Below are 19,345 nucleotides of genomic sequence, written 5' to 3'. Positions count from 1 at the left end.
TTAGTTTCCTTCAACTCGCATAACGGATAGAACAGAGTGCACCGCGTCCAGCGCGGTCAGCGCCTCGACGGTGCTGGCCAGGGCCGCTTCGGTGCCCTGGTGGGTCAGGATGCGCAGCTGCGCGCCCGCTTCGGCGTCCACCTGCTGGCTCATCGACTCGATGGAGACCCCGTGCTCGCCGAAGACGGTGGCGATGGCGGCCAGCACGCCGGACTGGTCCTTGACCGACAGGCCAATCCAGTAGCGGGTGTCGATGGCCTCGAAGTCCAGCATCCGTGGCGCCTGGTTAACCGAGCCGTTGGGCAGCGGGGCTCCGGCAGCGATCTGGCGGGCCACGGCAACGACGTCGCCCATGACCGCCGACGCGGTCGGGTTGCCACCGGCTCCAGCCCCGTAGAACATCAGGTCGCCGGCGTTCTGCGCTTCGACGAACACGGCGTTGAACGCGCCATGCACGGTAGCCAGCGGGTGGCTGCGGCGCACCAGGGCCGGGTAGACGCGCACCGAAATCCCGGCTTCGGCCTGCTCGGCGATGGCCAGCAGCTTGATCACGTAGCCGGCGGCGGCCGCGGCCGCGACATCGGCGGCGCTGACTTCGGTGATGCCCTGGGTCCAGACCTGGTCCGAGGACACGGTGGTGTGGAAGGCCAGCGAAGCCAGGATCGCGGCCTTCGCGGCGGCATCGTGCCCGCCCACGTCGGCGGTTGGATCGGCTTCCGCATAGCCCAGCGCCTGGGCTTCGGCCAGCACGTCGTCGAACGCGGCACCGGTGGTGTCCATGGCGTCGAGGATGAAGTTGGTGGTGCCGTTGACGATGCCCATCACCTTGGTGATGTGGTCCCCGGCCAGCGAGTCCGCAATCGGGCGCAGGATCGGGATGGCCCCGGCCACCGCGGCCTCGTAGCGCAGCTGGGCGCCGTTGCCGGCAGCGATCGCGTTCAGTTCGGCGCCCTTGAGCGCAATCAGCGCCTTGTTGCCGGTGATGACGCTGGCACCCTTGGCAAGGGCGGCGGCGATGTATTCGCCGGCCGGCTCCATGCCGCCGAGCAGTTCGATGACCACATCGGCCTGGGCGATCAGCCCGTGGGCGTCGGTGGTGAAAAGCTCCTGGGGCAGCACTGCATCGCGCTTGGCATCCGGGTTGCGCACGGCAATGCCGATCAGCTGCAGGCCGGCGCCCGAGCGGGCCGCCAGTTCGTTTGCATCTTCCAGCAGGATCCGGGCCACCTGGGCTCCGACCGTGCCGCAACCCAGCAGGGCTACCTTCAGGTTCTTTTCGCCGCTCAATTAAACTCCCATGTCACGGGCCAACAAGTCTGTTTCCGTTTCCCTGCGCACGATCAGACGGGCTTGGCCATCGCGTACCGCTACCACCGCGGGGCGGGTGAGGTAGTTGTAGTTGCTCGACAGCGCCCAGCAGTAGGCGCCGGTGGCCGGAACGGCGATCAAATCGCCGGCCGCCACGTCATCGGGCAGGTAAACGTCCTTCACGACTATGTCACCTGACTCGCAATGTTTCCCAACTACACGAGAAATAATTGCGTCGTTTTGCGTCATACGGCTAGCCAGCACGGCGGTATATTGCGCGTCGTAGAGCACCGGGCGCGGGTTGTCGCTCATCCCGCCGTCCACCGAAAGGTAGCGGCGCGGGTGCAGCGCCCCTGAGCCGTCTTCCACCTGGACGTCCTTGCGCACGCCGGCCTCGTAGAGGGTGAAGGTGCTCGGGCCGGCGATGGCGCGGCCCGGCTCGATGGAAATGCGCGGGCATTCCAGCTCGAGTTCGGCGCAGGTCGCCGAGACCACTTCGGCCATCTGGCCGGCCAGCTTGGCCGGGGTGGAGGGGTGGTCCTCGGAGGTGTAGGCAATGCCGTAGCCGCCGCCCAGATCCAGCTCGGGCAGGGAAACACCATGGATCGAGCGGATCTTGGCCAGCAGGCCGAGCATGGTGCGGGCGACCATTGCGAAGCCTTCGGCCTCGAAGATCTGCGAACCGATGTGGGCGTGCAGGCCCAGCAGGTTGATGTTCTGCGCCTCGATCGCCTGGGCGACCGCACGCAGCGCAGGAGAAGTGCCGGAGGCATCGTCCAGGATGGACAGCCCGAACTTCTGGTCCTCGTGCGCGGTGGCAATGGCCTCATGGGTGGAGGCGTGCACGCCGGGGGTAATGCGCAGCATGACCTGCGCGCTCTGGCCCATGGCGTCGGCGATCGAAATCACCCGGTCCAGCTCGTCCAGCGAGTCGATGACCAGGCGCCCGACGCCCATTTCGATGGCGCGGGTGATCTCAGCAGCCGACTTGTTGTTCCCGTGCAGCGAGAGGTTGGCAGCGGGCACCTTGGCGGCGTTGGCCACGGCCAGTTCGCCCCCGGAGCAGGTATCCAGGCGCAGGCCCTCGTCGGTCACCCAGCGGGCCACCTCGGTGCACAAGAACGCCTTGCCGGCGTAGTAGACGTCGACTCCCCCGCACAGCTGCCTGAACGCGTCGTCGAAGGCGGTCTTGAAACCCCGGGCGCGGGCGCGGAAGTCGTTCTCGTCGAGCACGAACAGCGGGGTGCCGAACTCGGCGGCCAGCTGGGAGACGGGAAGGCCCTGGATGGACAGTTCGCCGCCAGCCTCGCGGGAAACCCCCGAAGCCCACTCGATCTGTCGAAGTGCGTTGATGTTTTCCGGGAATTGCAGCCATTGCGGGGCTAGCGGCGATACGGCCATAAGGTCTTACATCCTCTCTGGGGCGGAAACGCCCAGCAGTTCCAATCCATTTGCCAAAACGGTGGTGGCGGCGTCGTTCAGCCACAGCCGGGTGCCGTGCACCGGCGCGACCGCTTCGCCTTCGCCCACCGGGGTGATGCGGGTTGCGGCGTACCACGAGTGGTAGGCGCCAGCGACCTGCTCCAGGTAACGGGCAATGCGGTGCGGTTCGCGGAATTCCGCGGCACCGGCAACCACCGACGGGAACTGGCCGAGCACGGCCAGCAGCTCGTTTTCGGTCGGGTCGGTCAGCAGCGCGGCATCGAAGCCGTCACGGGTCACGCCCTTGGCGGCGGCATTGCGGGCCGCGGCGCACGAACGGGCATGGGCGTACTGGACGTAGAACACCGGGTTGTCATTGGTGTTCTTCTTCAGCTGCTCTGGATCCAGCGCGATCGGCGAATCAGCCGGGAAACGGGCCAGCGAGTAGCGCAGCGCGTCGGCGCCGATCCAGTTGATCAAATCGCGCAGCTCGATGATGTTGCCCGCGCGCTTGGACAGCTTGGCTCCGTTGACGGAGATCAGCTGGCCGATCAGCACCTCGATGTTCTTGTCCTTGTCATCTCCCGCGCAGGCGGCGATCGCCTTCAGGCGGTTGACGTAGCCGTGGTGGTCGGCGCCCAGCAGGTAGATCTTCTCTTCGAAGCCGCGGTCCTTCTTGGACAGGTAGTAGGCGGCATCGGCGGCGAAGTAGGTCGGCTCGCCGTTGGCGCGGATCAGCACGCGGTCCTTGTCATCGCCGAAGTCGGTGGTGCGCAGCCAAACCGCACCCTCCAGATCGAAGATGTGGCCCTGTTCGCGCAGGCGTGCCACGGCGTCAGCCACCGCGCCGCCTTCATGCAAGGTGGTTTCGGAGAAGAACACGTCGAAGCTGACGCCGAAGTCGGCCAGGGTGGACTTGATGTCTTCGAGCTGCGCCTTGTAGGCGGCGTCGCGCAGGGCAGGAATGGCTTCTGCTTCGTCCAGCTCGCGCAGCTGCGGGGCTTCGGCCAGGACGGCGTCGCCCAGTTCCTTGATGTATTCGCCCGGGTAGCCGCCCTCTGGCACTGGCAGGCCGTGGATGCGGTTGTACACCGAACGGGCGAAGACGTTCATCTGGTTGCCGGCATCGTTGATGTAGTACTCGCTGGTCACCGAAGCGCCCGAAGCGCGCAGCACACGGGAGATGGCATCTCCCAGCGCGGCCCAGCGGGTGTGGCCGATGTGCAGCGGGCCGGTGGGGTTCGCGGAAACGAATTCCATGTTGACCACGTGGCCGGCCAGGGCCTCGTTGCTGCCGTAGGCGGAACCCGCCTCGACGATGGTGCGGGCCAGCTCGCCGGCAGCGCCGGCTTCGAGGGTGATGTTCAGGAAGCCGGGACCTGCGATGTCCACGGCGCCGACTCCTGGGACCGAAGCAAGTCGGGTGGCCAGGATCTGGGCGAAGTCGCGCGGGGCCATGCCGGCCTTCTTGCCCAGCTGCAGCGCGATGTTGGTTGCCCAGTCGCCGTGTTCACGGCTTTTCGGGCGGTCCACGCGTACGGTCTCTGGCACCTCGACGGAGATTTCGCCGGCGGCTACGGCTTCGGTGAGGCATGCGGATATTGCTGCGGAGAGTTCTTCAGGAGTCACCGTTCAAGAATACCGGCAATTGCCGTGCTTCTTCAGCATTCATGACTTGCATCGCCTGTGAGACTGGCCCAACCCGGTGACTTTTGCAACACATGGGTGCCAGGGTGCTGGAATTGCGCAGATCAAGTGACGACCTGATAGTATTTTTCCTGTTGCCCAGCAACACGCCTCTGTAGCTCAGTGGATAGAGCGTCTGCCTCCGGAGCAGAAGGCCGAAGGTTCGATTCCTTTCAGGGGCACCACCTAAATTGCAGGTCCTGGTTACCAGGGCCTGCTATTTTTTTCGCTCTTCTTCTCACGCCGCAGCTCGCGCGAGGCCACGAATCTTCTCCTGCCAGCATTTTCTGGCAGCTTCCCCGTCGCCACAACCTTTAGCTTCGGCTAGGCCCTAAACTCGGATAAACCAACAAGCGCTTAAGGGCACCATGAAAAAAACCATTCTCATTACCGGAGCCAGCGACGGGATCGGGGCCGCATCGGCCCGAGAACTTTCACGACAGAGGCACCAGATTGTCGTTGTCGGTCGTTCGCAAACCAAAACCCAGGCCATCGCCCATGAGCTAGGCGCCAGCTATTTCGTGGCAGACTTCAGCCAGCTCGCACAGGTACGCGGCCTGGCCACGCAGTTGCTCCAGAAGTATCCCCGAATTGATGTGCTGGCTAATAATGCCGGCGGGATCAAGGCAGAGCGCGAACTGACCGTGGATGGATTCGAAAAGACTTTCCAAGTCAATCATCTAGCGCCCTTCCTACTCACGAATCTGTTGTTGCAACGACTAATCGATTCGGGTGCCACGGTCATTCAGACCGCCAGCATGGCTGCGCGTCTCATGGCCAAGTTCGACATTGCGGACCTACAGGGCGAAAACAGCTACTCACCGAGGGCCGCCTACGGCAATGCAAAGTTGGCGAACATTCTGTTCACCTCGGAATTACAGCGGCGCTTTGGCGGTTCCGGGATTAACGCCGTGGCGTTCCACCCCGGAATCGTTGGCACCAGTTTCGCCTCGGACTCCAAGGGGTTATTGAAGTTCCTTTACCACGGTCCGCTTAGGCGCTTCTTCACGGTCGACTCGACCAAGGGTGCCGACCAGCTCGTCTGGCTTGCGGAGGCGAAGCCTGGCGTGCAATTCGAACCGGGCGCCTACTACGAGTCGGGAAAGATCGCATCGAAGGTCAACCCGCTGATCCATGATGAGGTACTAGCGAAGCAACTCTGGGACCGCTCGGCGACCTTGCTTCAAATCCAGAACTGCACATAGGGGATCTCGGAGTCGACCCGACCGGCCTATTCGGGAACTACTGCCGGCATGGACCGGGCTCGTCACCAATCCGAGATGGCGATACCCGCATCAAATTGCCCGCGGCCGCTAACTGCCCACCGCTTGATGGAAAGAGCGATACTCCATCCACTCGACACTGAATTCGCATCGCTGCCATTCAAGAGTTCCTCGGCAAACTACCCGAGCGAAAACGCGGGAAATCGAAGTACTCTCATGAACTCTTGATTTTATCCCGCTAAAAGATAATCTTGACAAATGACGAAACGCCTCTTTGGAATCATTTCACTTGCTTCTGTGATTGCTTTGGCACTGTCTTCATGCAGCCCTTCGACTTCCCCTGAGACAGCGCTTGGAGAGATTCCTTCGTCAGATACGTCGGCCAGCACCTCGGAATCGCCAGATCCCCTAAAGAAGCATGCCGAATTCCTCGCCCAGAGCGAAGACTCCTTCCAGATTCTCAATGAAACTCATTCCGTGGGCTCGACCACTCTGCGCCTCGGGGATCTTCCCGGAGGATTTGATTCAGTTGGCTTCATAATTTCATGTGATGCAACGTCCCCTTGGGAGATTATCCTGCTAGGTGGATCGAAAACCGGTGCGAGTGGTTGCGATTCGAATTCAGAAATATATACGAGCCTTTCTACCCCGGCACATCAAATCAACACCAATGAGGTACAGCTCGAATTCAAAGAGCCGGTGGGAGTCTGGGTCACTGTTTATGCCACGAATGAAGAATAAACAGGCGTTTCCGATGTTTCATTTGGACACTAGGCGAAAAGCCTAAAGACATCGCGCGGCAGCTGATTGTCCGCGCTAATGATTCGGCGAAAGCCTAACCGGCATTGCCGAGAGGGAACCAAAGCTCCACTTAGAGCAATAGCCGGGGAAATTTCGCTTTGTATCGCGCTTACGAGATACCCGGATGCCAAGAATCCTGAATCACTAGAATTGCAAAGCTTAGGGATCAACCGTGGATGACTGGGATGCCGGATGCTCGGGCGCAGCAGGATACAGTTCCTCCGGTAGCCCTATAGTGAATCCTTCCTCACGGATACTACGGCCACCGACCCACAGTGAGTGCCGAGCATACTGGTTACCGTCAGTCAGGTGAACCGATACTGCGCTTCCAAACTGCTCTCCAACCACGACCGACACATTTTCAGGTGTAATGCCGTGGTTCTCTAGAATCTGCCGAGTCTGGCTGACCATCTCGTCATCCAGGTTTCCTCCTGGAAATGGCGAAGTAACCCGGCAAACTCCAGTGCGATCGCCAGCATACGCAGCAACTACCAATTCCGTGCCCGCCTGCTCTAACGAGCTGACGGGTTTGCGGCCATCGCAGGTTTCATCGGAGTATTTCCCAGTCAAAGAGCAACCCGACAGCAATCCAGTGATGAGAGCCAGACCGACGACTCCTGTCGCTGCAGCTATGTACGCGCTACGGGTTCTCAATAGTCCACCATTCGTTTCGCAGAAGGTGTTAATCCTAGGCAGGTTTATAGCAATGCATCTTTAACTGCATGAATATTTCTCAAATTCATATTGAGTATCGAAGATCAGCTGCATGAGTAAACCCATTAATGCCACCTACGATGCCAGAGCTGCGGCCGCGCATGTCGCGCTCTCTCATGAGCTAGCAGTTGAAACGGCAGAAATCGAGTCTTCCACCATGCCGTACCTCGTGAACTAGGATCTTGACAGCGCAGGCAGGCCGACAGGTGTAGAACTGATCCATCCTGCTGGTCACTGCCCCAGCCATCTCCAGTCTGCTGATCGCCGGCAATGCACGTGCCGAGGGGGCTCTATCGCCGTTGCGGGTACCAATGGACAGGACAGCAAGTCATCGACCGGAGCTCGGGACGCGTCGAGCACCGCCTGCGCAAACCGCTGCCTTAAACCCGACAGGCCCCGCACCCATCGGGTGCGGAGCCTGCACGGATACTGGCCAGCTGCTACTGCAGCATGGTCTTGTCATCGAGCTGTGCGCCCTTGATCTTGCTGAATTCCTCCAGCAGGCCCTTGACGGTCATCTTGGACTTCTCTTCCTGGTCCAGGTCCAGGATGATCTGCCCATCGTGCATCATGATCAGCCGGGTGCCCAGCTGCAAGGCCTGTTCCATATTGTGCGTCACCATCAACGTGGTCAACTGGTGGCGTTCGACAATTTCCTTGGTCAGGCGCGAGACCAGCGCGGCACGCTGCGGATCCAGGGCCGCGGTGTGCTCATCGAGCAGCAGGATCTTGGGCTTGGAGAATGTGGCCATCAGCAAGCTCAGCGCCTGGCGCTGGCCGCCCGAGAGCAGGCCCACCTTGGTCTTCAAGCGGCCTTCCAAACCGAGTTCCAAGCTCTTGAGCTCCTCGACGAACAGCTCGCGCCGCTTGGTGCCTACGCCCAGGCCCAGGCCGCGGAAACGGCCGCGGGCGTAGGCCAGAGCCATGTTCTCCTCGATGGACATGGTCGGCGCAGTGCCGGCCATCGGGTCCTGGAATACCCGGCCGATGTACTTGGCGCGGGTGTAGTCGGCCATCCTGGTGACGTTCTTCCCCGCGATGGACACCGAACCGGCATCGGGCTGCAGCTTGCCTGCAACCATATTCAGCACGGTGGACTTGCCGGCGCCGTTGGAGCCGATGACGGTGACGAATTCACCGTCCGACAGGTTCAGGTTGATGTTGCGCAGCGCCTTGCGCTCGTTGACAGTTCCCGGGAAGAACGTGCGCGACAGGTTCTTGATTTCAAGCATTGGTGCGAACCTCTTCCTTGGTTTCAACTGCTGCTGGGGTGCGCTTGAAGTTCTTGATGATCTTCTGGAAGCCCTTCCACTTCGGCAGCAGCAGGGCGACGACGACGAGGACCGCGGAGATCAGCTTCATGTCGTTGACCTCCAGGCCTGCCGACAGGGCCATCTGGATCACCAGGCGGTAGATCACTGCGCCGAAGACCACCGCGATGGCGGCCAGCCAGATGTAGCGCTGGGTGAAGATCGCCTGGCCGACGATGACCGAGGCCAGGCCGATCAGGATCAGGCCGATGCCCATGCCGATATCGGCGAAGCCCTGGTACTGGGCGATGACCGCACCGGACAGCGCCACCAGGCCGTTGGACAGCGCCAGGCCCAGGATCTTCTGGTTGTCGGTGCTCACGCCGAAGGAACGGATCATTTCCTGGTTGTCGCCGGTGGCCCGCATGGCCATGCCCAGCTCGGTGTGCAGGAACCAGACGATCGCTGCCACGAAGACCAGGCAGACGGCAAAGAGGATGGCCACCGACGCCCATGAGCCGAGCAGGCCCGAGACGCGCATCGGGCTGATCAGGGTCTCCTCCCCCAGCAAGGGGGTGTTGGCCTTGCCCATGATGCGCAGGTTGATCGAGTACAGCGCGATCATGGTCAGGATGCCGGCGAGCAGGCCGTCGATCTTGCCCTTGGTATGCAGCAGGCCGGTAATGACACCGGCAACCATGCCGGCGAAGAAGGCCAGCACGGTGGCCAGCCAGGGATTCATCCCGTTCACGATGCCCACCGAGGCGACGGCGGCACCGGTGGTGAAGCTGCCGTCGACAGTCAGGTCGGGAAAGTCCAGGATACGAAAGGTCAGGTACACCCCGAGCGCCATGATGGCGTAAATCAGGCCGAGTTCAACCGCTGTGATCATGTGTGGATCCTTGAGTTGTAAGTTTTGCAGGTAATCACGACGAAAGGCGAGGCACCAGGTTATGCGCCTCGCCTTGCGTCGGTAAGTTGTTGCCGGGGCTTAGTAGACCTCTACGGCTTCGGACTTCATCTCGTCGGTGAATTCGATGCCTGCCTTCTTGGCGGCATCTTCATTCAGGTAGAGATCGACCTCGGAGATGGTCTCCACCGGCAGGGTTGCCGGCTCGGCCTCGCCCTTGAGCAGCTTCACGGCCATGGCAGCGGTCTGCGCGCCCAGCTTCTCGTAGTTGATGCCGTAGGTTGCGGTAGCACCGCGCTTGACGGACTCGCCGTCAGCCGAAATGACCGGCACGCCGTTCTTCTCGGCAACCTGCAGCAGGCCTTCCAGGGCAGAAACGACAGCGTTGTCAGTCGGAACGTAGTACGCGTCGACATCCAGCGAGCTGGCGGCCTGCTGGACTTCGCTGGACGCCGAGACAGCGGCTTCTTCAATGGTCAAGCCCAGGCCCTTGGCTGCTTCCTTGGCCATCTTCACCTGGACTGCGGAGTTGGCTTCACCCGAGGAGTAGACAATGCCGACCTTCTTGGCATCGGGCACCAGGTCCTTGAGCAACTGCAGCTGCTCGTCGACCGGGTTCATGTCCGACGTGCCGGTGACATTCGCGCCCGGAGCTTCATTGGAGGCGACCAGCTTGGCATCAACCGGGTCGGTCACAGCGGAGAAGAGCACCGGAACCTTGGTAATCGCCTGCGCCGCAGCCTGGGCCGATGGGGTAGCAATTGCCAGCACCAGGTCGATATCCGAATCAGCGGCGAGCTTGCCGGCAATCGAGGTGTTGGTAGCCTGATCGGTTTCGGCGTTGTTCTCGTCGTAGCTGATCTTCTCGCCGGTGTAGCCGGCTTCTTCCATGCCTGCCTTGAAGCCGGTGACCACTGCGTCCAGCGAAGGGTGCGAGACGAACTGGGAGATGCCGATCTTGACGGCCTCGTCGCCGCCCTCCGCGGTGCCCTGCTCGCCACTGCCGCCGCAGGCGGTCAGGGCCAGTGCGCCAGCTGCTGCGATGGCAGCGAATTTCATGGCGGTGAAGCTCTTCATTGAAGTTCCTTTCAAAGTTCCCTTGCGAGTGATTCCCACCGATAGCGCGGAAGCCTGGTTATGAAGCGCAACTGGTGCGCAGCATGCGGGAACCGTCCAGGCATCACATCGATGATTACCCCGATCTTACATGTGAACGACCTCACCTTGCCTACAATCAAGGTCGATTCCTAGACGTTTGCATCTTGATACGGATTCTTGTGGACACAAATGCTCCGCCGGGAAGCAGAATCTGGAAGTTTTGTATTTACCGGCCCGAACTTGTCGACAATTGCTTGGACAATCTGAAAATTTGACTCATGGAGCAATGCGTCCGGGAGCACATTTCCTGCCCCGAATCGGGCTTCGGCCCGGCGGCCACCACGAAAATGCGTGGCGCGAATAGAATGGGAACATCATGGCGCTCAGCATTACGTATCCCGAAGCCCTTCCCGTTTCAGCCCGCCGCGAGGACATCCTCGCCGCGGTCCGCGAAAACCAGGTCGTGGTAATCGCCGGCGAAACCGGTTCGGGCAAGACCACCCAGCTTCCCAAGATGCTCATCGAGCTCGGCCTGGCCGAGAAGGGCATGATCGGGCACACCCAGCCGCGCCGCCTGGCCGCGCGCACCGTGGCCGAGCGCATCGCCGAGGAAATGGGCACCGAAATCGGCGAGGAAGTCGGCTTCCACGTGCGCTTCACCGGCGAGGTTTCGCGCAAGACCAAGCTGAAGGTGATGACCGACGGCATCCTGCTAGCCGAGATCAAGCGCGACAAGCTGCTCAAGAAATACTCGGCGATCATCATCGACGAGGCCCACGAGCGCAGCCTGAACATCGATTTCCTGCTGGGCTACCTCAAGCAGATCATGCCCAAGCGCCCCGAGCTGAAGATCATCATCACCTCCGCCACCATCGACCCGCAGCGCTTCGCCGAGCACTTCGGCAAGCCGCTGCCCGGCGGCGGCGTCGAGCCTGCCCCGATCCTGGAGGTTTCCGGGCGCACCTTCCCCGTCGAATTGCGCTACCGCCCGCTGCAGGCCGAGCTCGATGTCGACGCGGACGAGGCCGCGGAGAACACGCTGGAGGAAGAACGCGACCCACTGGATGCGGTCACCGACGCGGTCAAGGAACTGAGCGGCGAAGCGCCCGGGGACATCCTGATCTTCTTCTCCGGCGAGCGCGAAATCCGCGACGCGGCCGAAGCCTTGCGCGCCATGGTCACCGCCAATAAGCGCCTGCCGCGCTATGAGGTGCTCCCGCTGTTCGCCCGGTTGTCGCTGGCCGAGCAGCACCGGGTCTTCCACCCCGGTGGCGCCCCGCGCATCATCCTGGCCACCAACGTCGCCGAGACCTCGCTGACGGTGCCGGGCATCAAGTACGTGATCGATACCGGCACCGCCCGCATTTCGCGCTATTCTCACCGCACCAAGGTGCAGCGCCTGCCCATCGAGCGCGTTTCGCAGGCCAGCGCCAACCAGCGTTCGGGACGTTGCGGCCGCGTGTCGGAGGGCATCGCCATCCGCTTGTACTCGGAGCCCGACTACGAGGCGCGTCCGGAGTTCACCGACCCGGAAATCCTGCGCACCAACCTGGCCAGCGTGATCCTGCAGATGATCTCCATGGGCGTGGTCGCTTCGGCCACCGAGGTGGCCAGCTTCCCGTTCGTCCAGCCGCCCGAAGCCAAGGCCATCACCGATGGCGTGAACCTGCTGCGCGAGCTCGGTGCGCTGGAGCAGGACAAGGCCGCGAAGCTGACCGAAACCGGCAGGGCGCTGGCGGTGCTGCCGCTGGATGTGCGCCTGGGCCGGATGATCGTCGAGTCCGCACAGCGCGGGGTCGCCAAGGAAGTGATGGTGCTGGCTGCCGGGCTGAGCATCCAGGATCCGCGCGAGCGTCCCAGCGAGGAAACCGGGCAGCGTGATCGTGCGGTGGAGCTGCATAAGCGCTTCGCCGATGACAAGTCCGACTTCATTGCGCTGCTGAATTTGTGGGCCTACCTGCAGGAGCAGCAGAAGGAGTTGTCCTCCTCGGCTTTCCGCCGGCTGTGCAAGAACGAGTTCGTCAACTACCAGCGCGTGCGCGAGTGGCAGGACCTGTTCACCCAGCTGCGCCAGCTGGCCAAGCCGCTGGGCATCACCATGGCGGCCGCCCCGATCGACCCGGCGGCCAATGAGGACCAGGTGCACAAGTCGCTGCTGTCGGGCCTGCTGGGGCACATCGGGCTCTACGATGAGCGCAAGCGCGACTACCTGGGCGCACGCGGCACCCGTTTTGCGATCTTCCCCGGCTCGGGCCTGTTCAAGAAGTCCCCGACCTGGGTGATGTCCGCCGAGCTGGTGGAAACCTCGCGGCTGTGGGCCCGCACCAACGCGGCCATCTCCCCCGAATGGGTGGAAGAGCTGGCTCCGCACCTGCTCAAGCGCACCCACTCCGAGCCGCACTGGTCCAAGCGCACCGGTTCGGTCATGGGCTACGAGAAGGTCACGCTTTTCGGCCTGCCGATCATCCCGCGCCGCCAGTTCCACTACTGGCGGGTGGATAAGGACCTGGCTCGCGAGCTGTTCATCCGCCACGCGCTGGTGGAGGGCGATTGGCGCACCCACCATAAGTTCTTCGCCAAGAACCGGGCGCTGCTCGAAGAAGTCGAAGAGCTCGAAACCCGCATGCGCCGCCATGACCTGCGCATTTCCGATGAGGACCTGTTCGCCTTCTACGATGCCCGGGTGGGCGCCGAGGTCTACTCGGAGCGCCACTTCGACCGCTGGTGGAAGAAGGCCCGCGCCACCGATCCCTCGCTGCTGGACTTCGACCCCGAGGCGCTGCTGGCCGAGTCCGATGCGGTTGACGAGGCCGCGTTCCCCACCACCTGGCAGCTGGGCAGCATCCACTTGCCGCTGTCCTACGAGTACAACCCGGCGGCCGCCCCGGGAGAAGGCGATGGCGTTTCGCTCACGGTCCCGGTGGTGTTCTTGAACCAGCTGGATCCCGCGCGCTTCGCCTGGCTGATTCCGGGGTTGCGCCACGAGCTGCTCACCGCGCTGATCCGTTCGATGCCCAAGGCCATCCGCAAGAACTTCGTGCCTGCCCCGGATGTGGCGGCCAAGGCGCTGGCCATGCTGGAGGCGGACTTCGATCCGGCGGCCGATGACCTGGCCGATTCCCTGGCCTTGGTGCTGCGCCGGCTGCGCGGCATGGTCGTCGAGCCTTCGGTCTTCGACTTCTCGACCCTGCCTGCGCATCTGCGCTTCGGCTTCACCGTCACCGATGCTTCGGGGAAGGTGCTGGGCAGCGGCGATGACCTGGCCGCGTTGCAGTACAAGTTCGCCGCGGCCAACCGCGCCGCGCTGGCCAGCGGGGTCAACTCCCCCGGTGTCGCCACCGGCAAGCCGGGGGTGCCTGGCAAGCCTGCGGCCGCGTCGAAGGCGCAGTCCAGGAAGAAGGGCGCCGCGGCCACCGCAGCGGCGGCCACCGGCGCCTGGGACCAGAAGTCGCTGGATCATTGGCCGCAGCTGGAATCATCAGGCGATACCCTGGGCGATACGCTGCCTGCCAAGGTCACCACCACGGTGATGGGCCAGCAGATCACCGCCTATCCGGGGCTGATGGACACCGGCGAAAAGGTCGACCTGAGTGTTTTCCGCACCCAGGCCGAGCGCGATGCGGCGCACCGCACCGGTGTCATCCGGTTGCTGATGCTGCGCTTGCCGCCTGCCGGGAAGTTCGTGATTTCGCATCTGAAGAACGCTGAGAAGCTGGTGTTCACGCAGAACCCGCACGGGTCCATCGAGAAGCTGATTGCCGATTGCACCATGGCCGCGGTAGACCAGCTGGTGCCCGAGAAGCTACCGATGAACCGCGCCGAATTCGAGGCGCTGTTCGAGACGGTGCGCGCCGAGCAGATCGACACGGTCTTCACGATTACCGGGATCGTGGCGAAGGTCTTCGGCTCCTCGACCCGGATCAACAAGGATCTGAAGAGCACCAACTCCCTGGCGATGTTCGCGGCAGTCACCGATATCCGCTCCCAGCTCGAGCAGCTGATCTATCCGGGCTTCATCGCGGCCACCGGGGCAGCGAACCTGATGCGCCTGCCGCGCTATGTGCAGGGCATCGAGAAGCGCTTGGAGAAGCTGCGCGCAGGTGCGGTCACCCGTGATTCCCAGGCCCTGGTCGTGATCCAGAAGCTGGAAGACGAATACGATACCGCCCTGGATCGGGTTCCGCCCGGAGCCCGGGTGCCGGCGGACTTGGCCCAGGTGAAGTGGATGCTGGAGGAAATGCGCATTTCGCTGTTCGCCCAAGAGCTGGGCACCGCCTATTCGGTCAGCGAAAAGCGCATCCGCAAGGCGATCAAGGATTCGCTGGCGCAGCTATAGCGGCCAGCTGAGGATCCCAACGTAGACGGCGGTACCGCCCAGCACGCTGAGCACCGCATTGGACTTGAGCAGGTGCAGCACCACGGTGGCCGCCAGGGCCGTGGCCACCGGCCACGCCACGGCCGGATCCGCAATGCCGGCAGGCACCGTGGAAGCAACCAGCACCACCATGATTCCCAAGGGCATGCGCAGCGCCAGGTAGTTGATGAACGCGTTGCTGCGCAATTTGGCGATGAAGGCGAAGGGCAAGGCACGCAGCCCGAAGGTCACTGCGGTGCTCAACGCGATGGCCGAGAAGAGGTAGAGGCTATCGGGCATCGGCTGCTTCTCCCGCCTGCTGCCCGCCGGCCTGCTGAGCGGTGCCGGTGCGCCGTCGCAGCAGGTAGGCCGCCGCAAGTCCGGCCAGGAAAATCGCCATGGCTACCACCATCATGCTCTGCGGTGCGATCCAGCTGGCCGCCACGGCGCTGATCAGCGCCAGCATGGACAGCGGCACACTGCGGTAGGCCTTGAACGCTTCGATCGCCAGCACGGCAAACAATGCGGTCACCGCGAATTCCAGACCCCTGATGGATTCGGGGATCATTGCGCCCAGCAGCGATCCGCCCAGCACGCTGGTGGTCCAGCTTGCATGGAACAGGCTCTGGATGGCCAGGATCCGCGTCGAGGAATAGTCCTTCCGCTCGGCCTGCAGGGTCAGCGCATAGGCCTCATCGGTCAGCGCAAACATGCTGTAGAACTTCGCCCCCTTGCCCTTGACCCGGTGCAGCGGGAAAGAGATCGCATAGAATACGTGGCGGAAATTGACTACCAGCGCGGTCAGGGCGATATGGGACAGCGGCGCCACGGCGGCAAGCAGCCCGATCAAGAGGAATTCCAGGGAACCGGCGAACACCAGCCCGGCAAGCAAGGGAGCTGACCACCAGGGCAATCCCGAGCGCACCAGCAGCACGCCCAGGGCCAGGCCCAATGGCATGACCGCCAGACTGGCGGGAAGCACATTTTTCGCGCCCAGCCTGATCTGCTGCCATCGGCCCTCGTCGGACAAAGGCCGGGAACCTTTAATTGCCAGTTTTTCGCTCATGAAGCAATATTAGGAAATTCCAAGCCAAATATGGTTGCCAATTCTAGCTAACCGACGGGTTGGATCGGCAATAATAGATGCATGGATGATCTTGACCGCGCAATTATTGCCGAACTGGAAAATGACGGCCGCATCAGCAACCTCGAGCTCTCGCGCAGGGTGGGCCTGACCCCCGCTCCCTGCCTGCGCCGCGTCCAGCGCCTGGAGGCCGAGGGAATCATCCATGGCTACAAGGCGATCGTCAATCCCAAGGCCTATGGCAGGGGCTTCGAGGTTACCGTGGCCATTGACGTCGAAATGAACAACGAGCACAGCCTCGACGAATTCGAGAAGGCGGTGGACACCGTTGCCGGCGTCACCGAAATACGCCGCCTCTACGGCCAGCCCGACTACTTCCTGCGCATCCAGGTGGCCGATGCCGAGGCCTACGACCGGGACCTGATTCCCAAGCTGACCGCGCTGCCGGCGGTCCGCCGCGTCACCTCCCACATGACCATGCGCCGGGTGAAGGGCTAGGGCACTGCGGGCGTGGCGATCACCTGCACGTCATCTTCGTAGATGATGGTGCCCGGAGCACTGCTTTCCAGCTTCTCCCAGCCGATCCGGTGCGCGTCGAGCAACCGCAAATACGGCTCGACGCGCTCCAGCAGGTGCTGCGCGCTGCCCTTGAACCACGCCACGGCCCCGGGGTTGATCGCATGATCGTAGATTGCCCGATGGGTGCGGCTCGGGTTCGGATAGGCAGCGTCGTACCAGTCGTTGCCCGCACGCCAGATGGCGTGTTCGGCGGCGCTCAGCTTCCCGCCGTGGCCCAGGGAATTGGCCAGCGCGAAAATCCCCAGGTGCACGCCGCGGTGGTTGGGCTCGGTGCCCTGGTAGCGGATGAATTGCACCGGCTAGGCCTCGGGCACGAATTCCCCGTGGCCATCTTCGCGCAGGCCCGCGCGAAGCGCTTGCGCGTTCTTGTCCATGGCCACCGGATCCGGGTTATCGGCCGCATTGGACAGGTCGAAGTCCGCCAGCGAGTTGGTCGGCCAGACATGCACATGCAGGTGCGGCACCTCGAATCCGGCGATCATCAGGCCCGCGCGCTGCGCGGAGAACACGCGCTTCTGGGTGCGCCCGATCTTGGCCGCGACCAGGGTCAGGTGCGCAACCAGCTCGTCGGAGGCATCGGTGAACTCGTCGATTTCCTCGCGCGGAACCACCAGTGCGTGCCCGTCGGAGAGCGGCCCGATGGACAAGAACGCCACGCAGGTTTCGTCCTCCCACACGAAGCGGCCCGGGATCTGCCCGTTGATGATCTTGGTGAACAGCGTACTCATTGCTGCCTTTCTTGCTCGATGGCTGAATTCTAGTGGCGGTGCTTCTCGTCGCTCGTAGCGACCGGCGCATCCGGGTAGGAGCAGTATTCGGACCAGCTGCCGGGGAAGAGCCCCAGCGGGATCCCGGCACTTGCCGCGGCCAATACCTGGTGCGCCGCGGTGATCCCCGAACCGCAGTAGGCGGCCGATCCCGGCCTGTGGGCACCCAGCGTCACGAAGCTGGAATGCAGCACCTCCGGCGCCCGGAAACGCATCTGCGCGTCGAGGTTGTCGGTGGTGGGACGGTTCAGCGCACCGGGAATATGCCCGGCCACCGGGTCGATGGGCTCCTCGATGCCCAGGTAGCGCGCGGTGGCCCGCGAGTCGATCAGGGTGCCGGGCAAGGTGTCCAGCTCCTCGTACTCCACCACCGGCATCCGGCCCCATGACAGCGAAACGCTGCCCTTGGCGGCCTGCTCGTAGCCCAGCGCCAGCTCTCCGCCGGCGTCCGTCCAGGCCCCGAGCCCGCCGTCGAGCACCTGCACGCGGTCGAATCCGGCATGGCGCAGCAGCCACCAGGCCCGGGCCGCGGCGAGGGCTCCGGAGTTGTCGTACGCCACCACGTGGCTCTGGGCGTTGATGCCCCAGCCGCGCGCGGCCTGCTCGAAGTCCGCCGGCAAAGGCAGCGGGTGGCGGCCGGTATGCTCGCCCGGCGCACCGGAAAGCTCTTTTTCCAGGTCAGCGAACACCGCGCCGGGGATATGCCCGGCAGCGTAGCTCTGCGCCCCGTCGTCGCGGCCCAGGACCCACCGCACATCGAGCAGCACCGGCTGGCCCCCGGCGTCCAGGATTTCGCGAAGCTGCGCGGCGCTTATCAAGGGGTTCATTCGTTGGTGCCTCCCAGCAACTCGTCGAGATGATGTTCGATTCCAGGTTCCAAGCGCACATAGCTGCATCCTGCCCGCTGGGCGATCGCGCCGAGCTGGCGATCGAAAAGCCCCAGCCCGTTGGCGTTGAGCAGCCCGTCGTGGATCGGCATCCAGCACTTCGCATCCACGGCCACCGCGAAGTCGGCAGCCTCGGCCATCTTGCCCCACGGGGCCATCACCGGCAGCAGCAGCACATCCGGCTGCGCCCCCACCGGCACCTGGTAGCTGTCGCCCGGGTGGAAGACCTCCAGCTGGCCTACCGCGCGGTCCCCCAGGAGGTAGCCCACGTTGGCAACCACTGCAATGGAATGGTGGATGGTGGCGTGGGTGCCTCCGAAAGTCCGTACGCGAATGCCGCCGACAATGAAGTCGGCCCCTGCTCGCACCGTCACCACCTGGGATTGGGCCGCTGGCGGCAGCTGGTCGCGCATCGCCTGCGCCAGCGCGGCCGGCGCGTAGAGCTCCAGGATGGAATTCGCCTCCAGCGCGGCGGCAATGGCCGGCTGGTCGGCATGGTCAGCATGCTCATGGGTGACCAGCACGGCATTGATGCCGTCGAACGCGTCGTCAAGCTGCGAAAATCCGCCCGGATCCAGCAAGACCTTGCCGTCGATCGTGCTCGCTTCCAAGCAGGAATGGCCCCTAAGTTTGATGCGCATATCCTTAGCGTAGGCTCAGCGCCCCGCCCATGCCAGAGCCAGACACGCATTGCAACGCAAAGTTGGCTAAAATTGAGGGAAACCGCAGGTGATTGGCCCAGTTCGCTGGCTCATCGCCGGTCCGCAACAAACTCAAGGAATGGTGCACGTCGATGTCCCAGCCAGAAACCCGGGTCACCAAGCAGCGCCTGGCCGTCACCGAGGCACTGGGCGAGGTCGATGATTTCGCCACCGCCCAGCAGCTGCATCGTTGGCTGCAGGATTCGGAGAAAAAGGTTTCGCTGGCCACCGTGTACCGCCTGCTGCAGTCCATGGCCGACGATGGCCTGGTCGATGTGCTGCGCAGCGGAGATGGCGAAGCCCGCTTCCGCCAGTGCGTCACCGAGGTCCACCACCATCATCTGGTCTGCCGCGTTTGCTCCAAAACCGTCGAGGTACTTGCCCCTTCCGTCGAGCGCTGGGCCGCTCGGGTTGCCGCGGAGCACGACTTCTCCGATCCCGAGCACACCGTGGAAATCTACGGCCTCTGCGCCGACTGCCGTGCCAAAGCCAAGGCTGGCGCCCCCGCTGCCTCGTAGCCCTTTCCGCTGCCTGGACCTGGGTCCAGCGGACTGTTCAGCG

The 19,345-nt window shown here is 63.3% G+C and carries 18 protein-coding genes and 1 tRNA gene; 7 read left to right on the top strand and 12 right to left on the bottom strand.

The features are described from left to right. The 3 genes from CQ012_RS15650 to argS are packed head-to-tail and all read right to left on the bottom strand — an operon-like array spanning window position 1 to window position 4,359. Window positions 1-1,287: a homoserine dehydrogenase gene (locus CQ012_RS15650; RefSeq protein WP_105662581.1), complete on the bottom strand. Its 1,287-nt coding sequence runs from the start codon at window positions 1,285-1,287 to the stop codon at window positions 1-3. Continuing rightward, window positions 1,288-2,709 carry a diaminopimelate decarboxylase gene (gene lysA, locus CQ012_RS15645; RefSeq protein ID WP_105662580.1) on the bottom strand — a complete coding sequence of 474 codons (1,422 nt, stop codon included), beginning with the start codon at window positions 2,707-2,709 and terminating at the stop codon, window positions 1,288-1,290. A gap of 6 nt (window positions 2,710-2,715) precedes the next feature. Beyond that, the gene (argS, locus tag CQ012_RS15640) at window positions 2,716-4,359 is read right to left on the bottom strand and encodes an arginine--tRNA ligase (protein ID WP_105662579.1); all 1,644 of its coding nucleotides are present in this window, start codon (window positions 4,357-4,359) and stop codon (window positions 2,716-2,718) included. Between the two features lie 166 nt (window positions 4,360-4,525). Between argS and CQ012_RS15635 the strand changes: the two genes are divergently transcribed. From CQ012_RS15635 to CQ012_RS17935, 4 genes are all read left to right on the top strand, one after another. Further along, window positions 4,526-4,601: transfer RNA gene (locus CQ012_RS15635), tRNA-Arg, on the top strand. Window positions 4,602-4,784: 183 nt separating this feature from the next. Next, window positions 4,785-5,621 carry an SDR family NAD(P)-dependent oxidoreductase gene (locus tag CQ012_RS15630; RefSeq protein WP_105662578.1) on the top strand — a complete coding sequence of 279 codons (837 nt, stop codon included), beginning with the start codon at window positions 4,785-4,787 and terminating at the stop codon, window positions 5,619-5,621. 276 nt (window positions 5,622-5,897) lie between these two features. Further along, window positions 5,898-6,380 (top strand): hypothetical protein, encoded by a 483-nt coding sequence (locus CQ012_RS17510; RefSeq protein WP_133834473.1) that lies wholly within the window; start codon window positions 5,898-5,900, stop codon window positions 6,378-6,380. A gap of 826 nt (window positions 6,381-7,206) precedes the next feature. Beyond that, window positions 7,207-7,332 (top strand): hypothetical protein, encoded by a 126-nt coding sequence (locus tag CQ012_RS17935; RefSeq protein ID WP_286134695.1) that lies wholly within the window; start codon window positions 7,207-7,209, stop codon window positions 7,330-7,332. Between the two features lie 262 nt (window positions 7,333-7,594). On the opposite strand, the gene CQ012_RS15625 is transcribed toward CQ012_RS17935, so the two are convergent. The 3 genes from CQ012_RS15625 to CQ012_RS15615 all read right to left on the bottom strand — a co-directional run bounded on the left by CQ012_RS15625 (window position 7,595) and on the right by CQ012_RS15615 (window position 10,391). Then, the gene (locus CQ012_RS15625; protein ID WP_105662577.1) at window positions 7,595-8,386 is read right to left on the bottom strand and encodes an ABC transporter ATP-binding protein; all 792 of its coding nucleotides are present in this window, start codon (window positions 8,384-8,386) and stop codon (window positions 7,595-7,597) included. Beyond that, on the bottom strand, window positions 8,379-9,296 hold the full coding sequence (locus tag CQ012_RS15620; protein WP_105658396.1) for an ABC transporter permease: 918 nt from the start codon (window positions 9,294-9,296) through the stop codon (window positions 8,379-8,381). The genes CQ012_RS15625 and CQ012_RS15620 overlap by 8 nt, the downstream gene beginning before the upstream one ends. Window positions 9,297-9,395: 99 nt before the next feature. Further along, window positions 9,396-10,391 carry an ABC transporter substrate-binding protein gene (locus CQ012_RS15615; protein WP_105658395.1) on the bottom strand — a complete coding sequence of 332 codons (996 nt, stop codon included), beginning with the start codon at window positions 10,389-10,391 and terminating at the stop codon, window positions 9,396-9,398. 397 nt (window positions 10,392-10,788) lie between these two features. Between CQ012_RS15615 and hrpA the strand changes: the two genes are divergently transcribed. After that, window positions 10,789-14,748: an ATP-dependent RNA helicase HrpA gene (hrpA, locus tag CQ012_RS15610; RefSeq protein WP_105662576.1), complete on the top strand. Its 3,960-nt coding sequence runs from the start codon at window positions 10,789-10,791 to the stop codon at window positions 14,746-14,748. On the opposite strand, the gene CQ012_RS15605 is transcribed toward hrpA, so the two are convergent. Then, window positions 14,743-15,066, bottom strand: a complete 324-nt coding sequence (locus tag CQ012_RS15605; RefSeq protein WP_105658393.1) for a branched-chain amino acid transporter permease — start codon at window positions 15,064-15,066, stop codon at window positions 14,743-14,745. The two genes, hrpA and CQ012_RS15605, sit on opposite strands and share 6 nt — an antisense overlap. Further along, entirely contained in the window at window positions 15,056-15,832 is a 777-nt protein-coding gene (locus CQ012_RS15600) for an AzlC family ABC transporter permease (RefSeq protein WP_105662575.1), read from the bottom strand. Before CQ012_RS15600 ends, CQ012_RS15605 begins: the two co-directional genes overlap by 11 nt. Window positions 15,833-15,913: 81 nt before the next feature. On the opposite strand from CQ012_RS15600, the gene CQ012_RS15595 reads away from it, so the two are divergent. Beyond that, window positions 15,914-16,348, top strand: coding sequence for an Lrp/AsnC family transcriptional regulator (locus tag CQ012_RS15595; RefSeq protein WP_105658391.1), 435 nt, complete (start codon window positions 15,914-15,916; stop codon window positions 16,346-16,348). Here the strand turns inward: CQ012_RS15595 and CQ012_RS15590 are convergent. Genes CQ012_RS15590 through CQ012_RS15575 form a run of 4 tightly spaced genes read right to left on the bottom strand, consistent with a single transcriptional unit; the run spans window position 16,345 to window position 18,724 of the window. Continuing rightward, window positions 16,345-16,725: a hypothetical protein gene (locus tag CQ012_RS15590; protein ID WP_105662574.1), complete on the bottom strand. Its 381-nt coding sequence runs from the start codon at window positions 16,723-16,725 to the stop codon at window positions 16,345-16,347. The two genes, CQ012_RS15595 and CQ012_RS15590, sit on opposite strands and share 4 nt — an antisense overlap. Window positions 16,726-16,728: 3 nt before the next feature. Next, a complete protein-coding gene (locus CQ012_RS15585; protein ID WP_105662573.1) occupies window positions 16,729-17,157 on the bottom strand; it encodes an HIT family protein in 429 nt (142 codons plus the stop codon). Window positions 17,158-17,186: 29 nt separating this feature from the next. Continuing rightward, the gene (locus CQ012_RS15580) at window positions 17,187-18,023 is read right to left on the bottom strand and encodes a sulfurtransferase (protein WP_105658388.1); all 837 of its coding nucleotides are present in this window, start codon (window positions 18,021-18,023) and stop codon (window positions 17,187-17,189) included. After that, a complete protein-coding gene (locus tag CQ012_RS15575; protein ID WP_105662572.1) occupies window positions 18,020-18,724 on the bottom strand; it encodes an MBL fold metallo-hydrolase in 705 nt (234 codons plus the stop codon). The genes CQ012_RS15580 and CQ012_RS15575 overlap by 4 nt, the downstream gene beginning before the upstream one ends. A gap of 152 nt (window positions 18,725-18,876) precedes the next feature. Between CQ012_RS15575 and CQ012_RS15570 the strand changes: the two genes are divergently transcribed. After that, window positions 18,877-19,302, top strand: a complete 426-nt coding sequence (locus CQ012_RS15570) for a Fur family transcriptional regulator (protein ID WP_105658386.1) — start codon at window positions 18,877-18,879, stop codon at window positions 19,300-19,302. The last annotated feature ends 43 nt before the right edge of the window (window positions 19,303-19,345 follow it).

The organism is Arthrobacter sp. MYb214 (assembly GCF_002979865.1).
GTDB lineage: Bacteria > Actinomycetota > Actinomycetes > Actinomycetales > Micrococcaceae > Glutamicibacter.
Note: the sequence above shows the minus strand (reverse complement) of the source record. Positions and strands in the feature narration are given on the sequence as shown.

Coding starts and splice junctions, on each gene's coding strand:
- lysA (WP_105662580.1), bottom strand. CDS start 2,709: ATGGCCGTATCGCCGCTAGCCCCGCAATGGCTGCAATTCCCGGAAAAC.
- CQ012_RS15630 (WP_105662578.1), top strand. CDS start 4,785: ATGAAAAAAACCATTCTCATTACCGGAGCCAGCGACGGGATCGGGGCC.
- CQ012_RS17510 (WP_133834473.1), top strand. CDS start 5,898: ATGACGAAACGCCTCTTTGGAATCATTTCACTTGCTTCTGTGATTGCT.
- CQ012_RS17935 (WP_286134695.1), top strand. CDS start 7,207: ATGAGTAAACCCATTAATGCCACCTACGATGCCAGAGCTGCGGCCGCG.
- CQ012_RS15625 (WP_105662577.1), bottom strand. CDS start 8,386: ATGCTTGAAATCAAGAACCTGTCGCGCACGTTCTTCCCGGGAACTGTC.
- CQ012_RS15620 (WP_105658396.1), bottom strand. CDS start 9,296: ATGATCACAGCGGTTGAACTCGGCCTGATTTACGCCATCATGGCGCTC.
- CQ012_RS15615 (WP_105658395.1), bottom strand. CDS start 10,391: ATGAAGAGCTTCACCGCCATGAAATTCGCTGCCATCGCAGCAGCTGGC.
- hrpA (WP_105662576.1), top strand. CDS start 10,789: ATGGCGCTCAGCATTACGTATCCCGAAGCCCTTCCCGTTTCAGCCCGC.
- CQ012_RS15605 (WP_105658393.1), bottom strand. CDS start 15,066: ATGCCCGATAGCCTCTACCTCTTCTCGGCCATCGCGTTGAGCACCGCA.
- CQ012_RS15600 (WP_105662575.1), bottom strand. CDS start 15,832: ATGAGCGAAAAACTGGCAATTAAAGGTTCCCGGCCTTTGTCCGACGAG.
- CQ012_RS15595 (WP_105658391.1), top strand. CDS start 15,914: ATGGATGATCTTGACCGCGCAATTATTGCCGAACTGGAAAATGACGGC.
- CQ012_RS15585 (WP_105662573.1), bottom strand. CDS start 17,157: ATGAGTACGCTGTTCACCAAGATCATCAACGGGCAGATCCCGGGCCGC.
- CQ012_RS15580 (WP_105658388.1), bottom strand. CDS start 18,023: ATGAACCCCTTGATAAGCGCCGCGCAGCTTCGCGAAATCCTGGACGCC.
- CQ012_RS15575 (WP_105662572.1), bottom strand. CDS start 18,724: ATGCGCATCAAACTTAGGGGCCATTCCTGCTTGGAAGCGAGCACGATC.
- CQ012_RS15570 (WP_105658386.1), top strand. CDS start 18,877: ATGTCCCAGCCAGAAACCCGGGTCACCAAGCAGCGCCTGGCCGTCACC.